Source organism: Fulvimarina uroteuthidis, assembly GCF_034321785.1.
GTDB classification, from domain to species: domain Bacteria; phylum Pseudomonadota; class Alphaproteobacteria; order Rhizobiales; family Rhizobiaceae; genus Fulvimarina; species Fulvimarina uroteuthidis.
In genome coordinates, this window is sequence record NZ_JAXLPB010000006.1 from 39,285 (window position 1) to 47,641 (window position 8,357).

General features: G+C 63.6%; 7 protein-coding genes. 6 read left to right on the forward strand and 1 reads right to left on the reverse strand.

Features of this window, described 5'->3' with window-relative positions; all coding sequences use genetic code 11:
• Positions 1-37: 37 nt before the first annotated feature.
• Positions 38-1,318 carry a flavodoxin-dependent (E)-4-hydroxy-3-methylbut-2-enyl-diphosphate synthase gene (gene ispG / locus U0C82_RS16365; protein ID WP_322188570.1) on the reverse strand — a complete coding sequence of 427 codons (1,281 nt, stop codon included), beginning with the start codon at positions 1,316-1,318 and terminating at the stop codon, positions 38-40.
• A gap of 130 nt (positions 1,319-1,448) precedes the next feature.
• Between ispG and U0C82_RS16370 the strand changes: the two genes are divergently transcribed.
• The 6 genes from U0C82_RS16370 to serA all read left to right on the forward strand — a co-directional run bounded on the left by U0C82_RS16370 (position 1,449) and on the right by serA (position 8,082).
• Positions 1,449-1,631, forward strand: a complete 183-nt coding sequence (locus U0C82_RS16370; RefSeq protein ID WP_322188571.1) for a DUF3309 family protein — start codon at positions 1,449-1,451, stop codon at positions 1,629-1,631.
• Positions 1,632-1,827: 196 nt separating this feature from the next.
• A complete protein-coding gene (locus U0C82_RS16375) occupies positions 1,828-2,487 on the forward strand; it encodes an outer-membrane lipoprotein carrier protein LolA (RefSeq protein WP_322188574.1) in 660 nt (219 codons plus the stop codon).
• Between the two features lie 236 nt (positions 2,488-2,723).
• On the forward strand, positions 2,724-3,734 hold the full coding sequence (locus tag U0C82_RS16380; protein WP_322188576.1) for an outer membrane protein: 1,011 nt from the start codon (positions 2,724-2,726) through the stop codon (positions 3,732-3,734).
• A 286-nt stretch (positions 3,735-4,020) separates the two neighbouring features.
• Complete coding sequence (locus tag U0C82_RS16385) at positions 4,021-4,839, forward strand: outer membrane protein (RefSeq protein ID WP_322188577.1); 819 nt, start codon at positions 4,021-4,023, stop codon at positions 4,837-4,839.
• Positions 4,840-5,020: 181 nt separating this feature from the next.
• Positions 5,021-6,196 (forward strand): phosphoserine transaminase, encoded by a 1,176-nt coding sequence (locus U0C82_RS16390; protein WP_322188579.1) that lies wholly within the window; start codon positions 5,021-5,023, stop codon positions 6,194-6,196.
• Positions 6,197-6,477: 281 nt separating this feature from the next.
• Positions 6,478-8,082 carry a phosphoglycerate dehydrogenase gene (serA, locus tag U0C82_RS16395; protein WP_322188580.1) on the forward strand — a complete coding sequence of 535 codons (1,605 nt, stop codon included), beginning with the start codon at positions 6,478-6,480 and terminating at the stop codon, positions 8,080-8,082.
• The last annotated feature ends 275 nt before the right edge of the window (positions 8,083-8,357 follow it).

Consider the following 8,357-nt stretch of genomic DNA (forward strand, 5'->3'; position numbering starts at 1 on the left):
GCGAGAGCATCGCGCGTCCGAACAGACGCACCATGCTCTAGCCGACGGACGGGGTCTTGTCCCTGCCGGCGCCGAACCGGTTCTCGATATAGTCGGACACCATCAGCTGGAAATCGGCGGCGATGTTGGGCCCGCGCAGCGTCGCCGCTTTCTTGCCGTCGATGAAGATGGGCGCAGCCGGGCTTTCGCCGGTGCCGGGCAGGGATATGCCGATATCGGCGTGCTTCGATTCGCCCGGGCCGTTGACGATGCAGCCCATGACGGCGACGTTAAGGGCCTCGACGCCCGGATATTTCTCGCGCCACACCGGCATGTTCTCGCGGATGTCGCTCTGGATCTTCTCGGCCAGTTCCTGAAACGTGGTGGAGGTCGTGCGGCCGCAGCCGGGGCAGGCCGCGACGATCGGAAGGAACTGACGAAAGCCCATGGTCTGGAGAAGTTCCTGCGCGACCTGAACCTCCCGCGTCCGATCGCCGCCCGGCTCCGGCGTCAGCGAGACGCGGATCGTGTCGCCGATGCCTTCCTGAAGCAGGATGCCCATGGCGGCCGAGGAGGCGACGATGCCCTTCGAGCCCATGCCCGCCTCGGTCAGGCCGAGATGCAGGCAGCGGTTCGTGCGGCGCGACAGGTCGCGGTAGACGGTGATCAGGTCCTGCACGTTCGAGACCTTGGCGGACAGGATGATGCGTTCGCGCGCAAGCCCGATCTCCTCGGCAAGTTCGGCCGACATCAGGGCCGACTGGATGATCGCTTCACGGGTGACCGCCCGGGCCGATTTCGGCTGGGGCAGGTCATTGTTGATGTCCATCAGCCGGGTGAGGAGTTCCTGGTCGAGCGAGCCCCAGTTGACGCCGATGCGCACCGGCTTGTCGTAGCGGATCGCCGTCTCGACGATGGCGCCGAACTGCCGGTCCTTCTTGTCCTTGAAGCCGACATTGCCGGGATTGATCCGGTATTTGGCGAGCGCTTCGGCGCAGGCCGGGTGATCGGCAAGCAGCTTGTGGCCGATATAATGGAAATCGCCGACGAGGGGCACGTCGAGCCCCAGACGTTCCAGCCGCTCGCGCACCCTCGGGACGGCCGCCGCCGCCTCGTCCCGGTCGACCGTGATGCGAACGATCTCCGAGCCGGCCTTCGAAAGCGCCGCGACCTGCGCCACCGTCGCGTCGATATCGGCCGTATCGGTATTGGTCATCGACTGGACGACCACGGGCGCATCCCCGCCGACGAGAACCCCACCGACGTTCACGCCGATCGTTCGGCGCCGGGTGAGGGGGCCTGCCTGCGGGCCTTCGATCGGGAGTGTCTGATCGTCCATGGATGTCGTCTTCTTCAGTTTGCCAACGCAATGGGACGTGGGCCCGGAGATCCGTCTTGTCAATTGACCTTCCGACGATGGCATGCATGTGACGGGAGCAGTGCATGTCATTCGTCGAAAGAGCGTCTCCATGGAAGTCGGTCTCGGACCCATCATCGTCGTCGTCGCATTTCTGGTCATGATCATGGCCGTGCCGATCTGGCCGTGGGCGAGGCCCTTCGGCTATCGCCCGACCATCATTCTCGGCATCGTCTTCATGATGATCGCCGTCTTCGTCGCCATCGGCGGGTTCGGGTCCTTCCAGCAGTTCTGACGTTTCCACGAGAGCGGGCAACGACCCGTTCAGACGCGCTTCATGACGAAAGGGTCATGTCTGGCGTCATCGCAATGCCCCAATGGCACGAACATATAGTCCGCAAACACCCAGTGTCCTCGCCTATCCATGCCGGTGTTCAGACCGGCGGGGACGGCGGGGGCGGGACCAACCGATCACGAAGATGGCAACACCGATGACCCGTTCGACTTTCAGTTCAAAAGCCCGCACCCTTGGCGCGCGCATCACCCTGTCCGTGGCGCTTGCACTCGGCGTCGCGGCTCCGGCGGTGACGCTTGCCACGGCCCCGGCCAGCGCCCAGGGCGGTGCGGCCCAGCAGATCGCGGACCATTTCTCGCAGATTCCTTCCATGCATGGAGATTTCGTCCAGTTCGATCCGAACGGCCGCCAGAGCGAGGGAAAGTTCTATATCGAGCGTCCGGGCAAGGTGCGCTTCGACTACACCTCGTCGCCGCTTCGCGTGATCGCCGACGGCTCGACGGTCGCGATCAACAACCGCAAGCTCAACACCTGGGACACCTATCCCCTGTCCAAGACGCCGCTGAAGCTGCTGCTCGATCGGCGCATCAATCTTGGGGCCGCCAACATTCGCAGCGTCAAGGAAGAGCCCGATCTCACCACCATCGTCATGGGCGACCGGTCGATCTTCGGCGACTCCACCATCACCATGATGTTCGATCCCGCGACGCGCGATCTGAAGCAGTGGACGATCCGCGATCAACAGGGGCGCGACACCACGGTGATGATCTACAACGTCCAGAAGGGCGGCGACATCAAGGATTCCTCGTTCAACATTCCGTATACGGCCATCCAGCAGGGGCAGACCGGCAACTGACGGCCGCTCCCTTCGCAGCGGCAGGTCGCGGTCTTCTTGCGATCGCAGGCGGCCGACCGAGGATTGTGTTCTGCGATCGAAAGTTTCGCGAAGATGAAAGGCGCATATGCGCCCTTCATTGCGAACAAGACGGGTCGTCGAAGTAATCAACTTTTAACCAGTCTCATTTACCTTCCTCGTTAAGGCCAGTGTCTCCACCCGGGGGGCCCAGCGCCGTTGACGCGGGGAAAATCGCAATGAATTCACGTCTGTTGACCACCGTCGCGGCACTTGGCGCCCTGACGACCATCTCGTTCTCGGCCCATGCCGCAGATCTGATCGAGCCGCCTATCTATGTCGAGCCGGCTCCGATCATCCATCCTGAACCCGTTTCCACCTCGGGCTGGTACCTTCGCGGAGACGTCGGCTATCGCTTCGAGGAATCCACGAACGGTCGCTATCGCTACCTCGAGCGGGGCTATGGCCAGTACAATCCGGTGACCAACCACACCGTCTACCGCGATTTCTTCGAGTCCTACAATTACGACGAGATCACGCTCGAGAAGAGCGCCCTGATCAGCGGCGGCGTCGGCTACCGCTTCAACGATTTCGCCCGTATCGACCTGACGGCGGACTATTTCAAGAACGATCTGCGCGGCTCGACGGCCTGCGCCAACGTGCCGTTCGACCAGTGCAGCTATGACGACGAGTCCGAATCCGATGTGTGGGTCCTGATGGCCAACGCCTATGCCGATCTCGGCACCTATGCCGGCATCACGCCTTATGTCGGCGGTGGCCTCGGCTTTGCCCACGTGTCCTACTCGGCGCTCAAGAACAAGTTCGACTGCAAGGGCGATTACCTTGCGGCGTCCAAGAGCGGACATCATGGCGGCAACAGCCTCTGCGGCACGACGCTCACCCATGAAGGCATGTCCAACTGGCGCTTCGCCTACGGCCTGACGGCCGGTGCCAGCTTCGACATCACCTCGAACCTCAAGTTCGACGCCGGCTACAAGTGGACCCACGTCAATGGCGGCGAAGCGTTCGGCTTCGACGCTCTCGACATCGCCGCCGGTGCGTCCGGCGCACAGGGTCACGACAACGGCTTCGACATCCACACGGTGCGCGCCGGTCTTCGCTACGAGTTCGGCGGTTGCTGTGGCGGTGGCTTCGGAAAGGCCCCGGTCCCGGTCGGGCCGGTCTTTGCCGAACCCGCCCCGCTCTACGCGGAGCCGGAGCCGCTCTACAGCGACGTCGTCTACAAGTAAGCGCCATCAGGCACCAGGCCTATCAGGAGCCCCGGTCGGAAACGATCGGGGCTCTTCTTGTTTCTGCGGAGCCGGTTCATCGCGATATTCGACATCCGGCGGGGGGGGGCGGTCCGATCGGTGGCGAGGCGGCGTGCCAGGCGCCGTCGCCCTGCGTGAACATGGATTAACGAAGATGGTTAAGGAACACGGTTAACGAGGCGTTAAGATTTATCCTGCATTGTCCCGTCAGAAGCATCGGTCACGCAGCGATGCACCGCCTTTCATTCATTCGAGGTCGACGGTGATGATGAACACGACGAAATTCGTAACGGTCCTGGCCGCGAGCACTTGCCTTTGGGCGGTCTCGCACGCATCGGCCGCCGACCTGCCGCCGATCTATTCGACGCCGATCTACGAGGCCGCGCCCGAACTGCAGCCGGTGGAGATCGGCAATGGCTGGTATCTGCGCGGCGACGTGGGATATGCGTTCGAGAGCGAGACTGACTCGCAATGGACGGTCGACCGGTGGAATCCCACGTTTAATTCGCGGTTTGCTCAGGGCCAGCATGACGGTGCCGAAATTGATGGCGGCGCCGAGGTTACCGTGGGTGCCGGCTATCGCTTCACGGATTATGTTCGCGCCGATGTCACCGCGACGCGGTTCGAGACGGAAGCCACATTCAATGTCGACGAGTTCGAGGTCGTCCGCAGCGCTGACATCACCGCATGGCAGGTCATGGCCAACGCCTATGTCGACCTCGGCACTTTCGTCGGTCTGACACCCTATGTCGGCGGCGGTGTCGGCTCGACCCATCTGAAGTTCGAAGACAACACCTGTTCCTATGCGGGCGGGGGTTGCGATTTCGGCGGTGCGTTCCGCTACGCTTCCCAGGAGACCGACGATTGGCGCTTCACCTACTCGCTGATGGCCGGTGTCTCGTATGATGTCAGCCAGAATTTGAAACTCGACGTCGGATATCGTTTTTCGGATATCGAGGGCGGTCAGTCATCCTCGGCCACATTCACGGAGCTGGCGTCCCGCGACGAATACCGTCTGAAACATGAAGACGATGGCTTCGAGCGCCATGCGATTTCCGTCGGCCTTCGCTACTCTCTCTGGTAGGCGATGCGCTTCGAAACGAGCATTGCCCATCTGCGCGGGAGAGCGCGGCAAGGCTCCGCCGGTCCGCGAAATCCCGCCCTCTCGAAGAATGCGGCTTGACCCTCCGGCGCGAACGTCATACCACCGTCGGTGGGACACGCCTCCCCAACGAGGCGCGCCTATCTGAGAGGGTAGTCATAAGATGACACAGAATTCCAAGCCGGGCACCCGTCCGGCCAATCCCCGTTTTTCGTCCGGTCCCTGCGCCAAGCGGCCCGGCTGGAGCCTCGAGGCTCTGAAGGATGCGGCCCTCGGCCGATCCCACCGCGCCAAGGTCGGCAAGACCAAGCTCGCCCGCGCGATCGACGAAACCCGCGACCTACTGAACGTTCCCGCCGATTATCGGATCGGCATCGTGCCCGCGTCCGATACGGGCGCGGTCGAGATGGCCATGTGGTCGCTGCTCGGCGAGCGCGGCACGGACGTCGTCGCCTGGGAATCCTTCGGCGCCGGCTGGGTGAGCGATGCGGTCAAGCAGCTGAAGCTTGCCGACGTGCGCACGTTCGAAGCTGCTTACGGCGAGATCGTCGACTTCGCCGAGGTGGATTTCGACCGTGACGTCGTCTTCACCTGGAACGGAACGACATCCGGCGTCAAAATGCCGAACGGCGATGCCATTCCATCGGATCGCAAGGGCCTGACCATCTGCGACGCGACCTCGGCTGCGTTCGCCCAGGATCTGCCCTGGGACAAGCTCGACGTCGTCACCTTCTCCTGGCAGAAGGTGATGGGCGGGGAAGCGGCCCACGGCATGCTGATCCTCGGCCCGCGCGCCGTCGAGCGGCTCGAAAGCTACACCCCCTCCTGGCCGCTGCCGAAGATCTTCCGCATGACCAAGGGCGGCAAGCTGATCGAGGGCATTTTCAAGGGCGAGACCATCAACACGCCGTCCATGCTCTGCGTCGAGGACTATCTGGATGCCCTGGCCTGGGGCAAACGCATTGGTGGGCTCGAAGCTCTGAAAGCGCGGTCCGAAGCCAATCTCCAGGCGGTCGAGACCTATGTGGAAGCCAATGGCTTCCTCGGTTTCCTCGCAGCCGACAAGGCGATCCGCTCCAACACCTCGGTCTGTCTTCAGTTCACCGATCCGGACGTGACGGCGCTGTCCGCCGACGAGCAGGCCGCGTTCGCCAAGGGCGTGGCCAAGCGCCTGGAGGACGAAGGCGTCGCCCTCGACGTGGGCGCCTATCGCGACGCGCCTCCCGGCCTTCGCATCTGGTGCGGCGCGACCGTCGAGACCGCCGATGTCGAAGCCCTGATGCCGTGGGTCGGCTGGGCGTTCGAGGCGCAGAAGGCCTCGCTCAGAATGGCCGCCTGAGGGGGCACCCCATTCTTGCGTTTCGTTATCCTCGGGCTCCGTCCCGAGTATCCAAGCGAACGGACGCTGATCCTGCACTCGATCTATCGTCATCCCGGCCTCCGAGCCGGGATCCATTCCTAGGAACTCACATCTGCTCCCCGCTAACCGGTCGCGTGAACTGAACGGCACGCACGGACAGAGGTATGGACCCCGGCTCGGAGGCCGGGGTGACGACATTCGCAAATTTCAATTTTCGGCGCGCCCACCACGGCAGCGCCCCATTCTCAAGGACCATCATCATGGCACCCCGCGTACTCGTCTCCGACGCCCTGTCCGAAACCGCCGTCCAGATCTTCCGCGATCGCGGCGTCGAGGTCGATTTCCAGCCGGACCTCGGCAAGGACAAGGACAAGCTCCTCGAGATCATCGGCCAGTATGACGGCCTCGCCATTCGCTCCGCGACGAAGGTCACCGACAAGGTCATCGCGGCCGCGACGAAGCTGAAGGTCGTCGGGCGCGCCGGCATCGGCGTCGACAATGTCGACATTCCGGCGGCGTCCAAGAAGGGCGTCATCGTGATGAACACGCCTTTCGGCAACTCCATCACGACGGCGGAGCACGCGGTCGCGTTGATGTTCGCCGTCGCCCGCCAGCTGCCCGCGGCGGACGCATCCACCCAGGCCGGCAAGTGGGAGAAGTCGCGTTTCATGGGCGTCGAGCTGACCGGCAAGACGCTCGGCGTGGTAGGCTGCGGCAATATCGGCTCGATCGTGGCGAGCCGCGGCGTCGGCCTGCGCATGCGCGTCATCGCGTTCGATCCGTTCCTCAGCCAGGAGCGCGCCACCCAGCTCGGCATCGAGAAGGTCGAGCTCGACGAACTGTACGGGCGCTCCGACTTCATCACCCTGCACACGCCGATGACCGACAAGACGCGCGGCATGATCAACAAGGACGCGCTCGCCAAGATGAAGAGCGGCGTGCGCATCGTCAATTGCGCGCGCGGCGGCCTCATCGTCGAAGCCGATCTCGCCGAGGCGATCAAGGCCGGCACGGTGGCCGGCGCCGGCGTCGACGTGTTCGAGACCGAGCCCGCCAAGGACTCCCCGCTCTTCGGTCTCGACAACGTGGTCTGCACCCCGCATCTCGGCGCCTCGACTACGGAAGCGCAGGAGAACGTCGCGCTTCAGGTCGCCGAGCAGATGGCCGACTATCTGATGCGCGGCGCGGTCTCCAACGCGATCAACATGCCGTCGATCACGGCGGAGGAAGCCCCGATCCTCACCCCCTTCGTCAAGCTCGCCGAATGCCTCGGCGCATTCGCCGGCCAGGTGACCGAAGAGGCGATCCACTCGGTCGAGATCCTCTATGACGGTCTCGTCTCGCAGATGAACACCAAGGCGCTGACCTCGGCAACGCTCGCCGGCCTGATGAAGAGCCAGATGGCCGACATCAACATGGTCTCCGCGCCGATCATGGCGAAGGAGCGCGGCATCCAGGTGACCGAAGCCAAGCGCGACAAGTCGGGCGTCTTCGACAGCTTCATCAAGCTGACCATCGTCACGGAAAAGCAGACGCGCACCGTCGCCGGCACCGTCTTCTCCGACGGCAAGCCGCGCTTCATCCAGATCAAGGGCATCAATCTCGACGCCGAGATCGGCGAGCACATGGTCTACACCACCAACAACGACGCACCGGGCATCATCGGCCTTCTCGGCACGGTGTTCGGCAAGGCGGGCGTCAACATCGCCAACTTCCAGCTCGGCCGCAACAAGCGCGGCGGCGACGCCATCGCTCTCCTCTACGTCGATTCGCCGGTGCCCGAAGCCCTTCTCGACGAGGTGCGCGCCTACAAGGAAATCCACCGCGCCATGCCCCTGAAGTTCGACATGCCTTCGGCCGAATAAAACTTTCCTCGATCCGATCGCCTCGCGGCGGGTGTGTGAGTCCGCTCACGCACCCGCCGTTTTGCGTCTGGGCGGTCGGACCGGCGAAGACGACCAAAACGCGTCGTCATCCCGGGCCTGACCCGGGATCCATTCCGCTGGACGTCCGACGAGTGAGGTTTCCCTTTGCCCCCACCGCATAGCTGCACGGGCTCCGGAATGGATCCCGGCTCGGAGGCCGGGATGACGAGAACGCGGAGCTTTTGTCTGACCTGGCCAAGCCCAGTGCCCGGCTA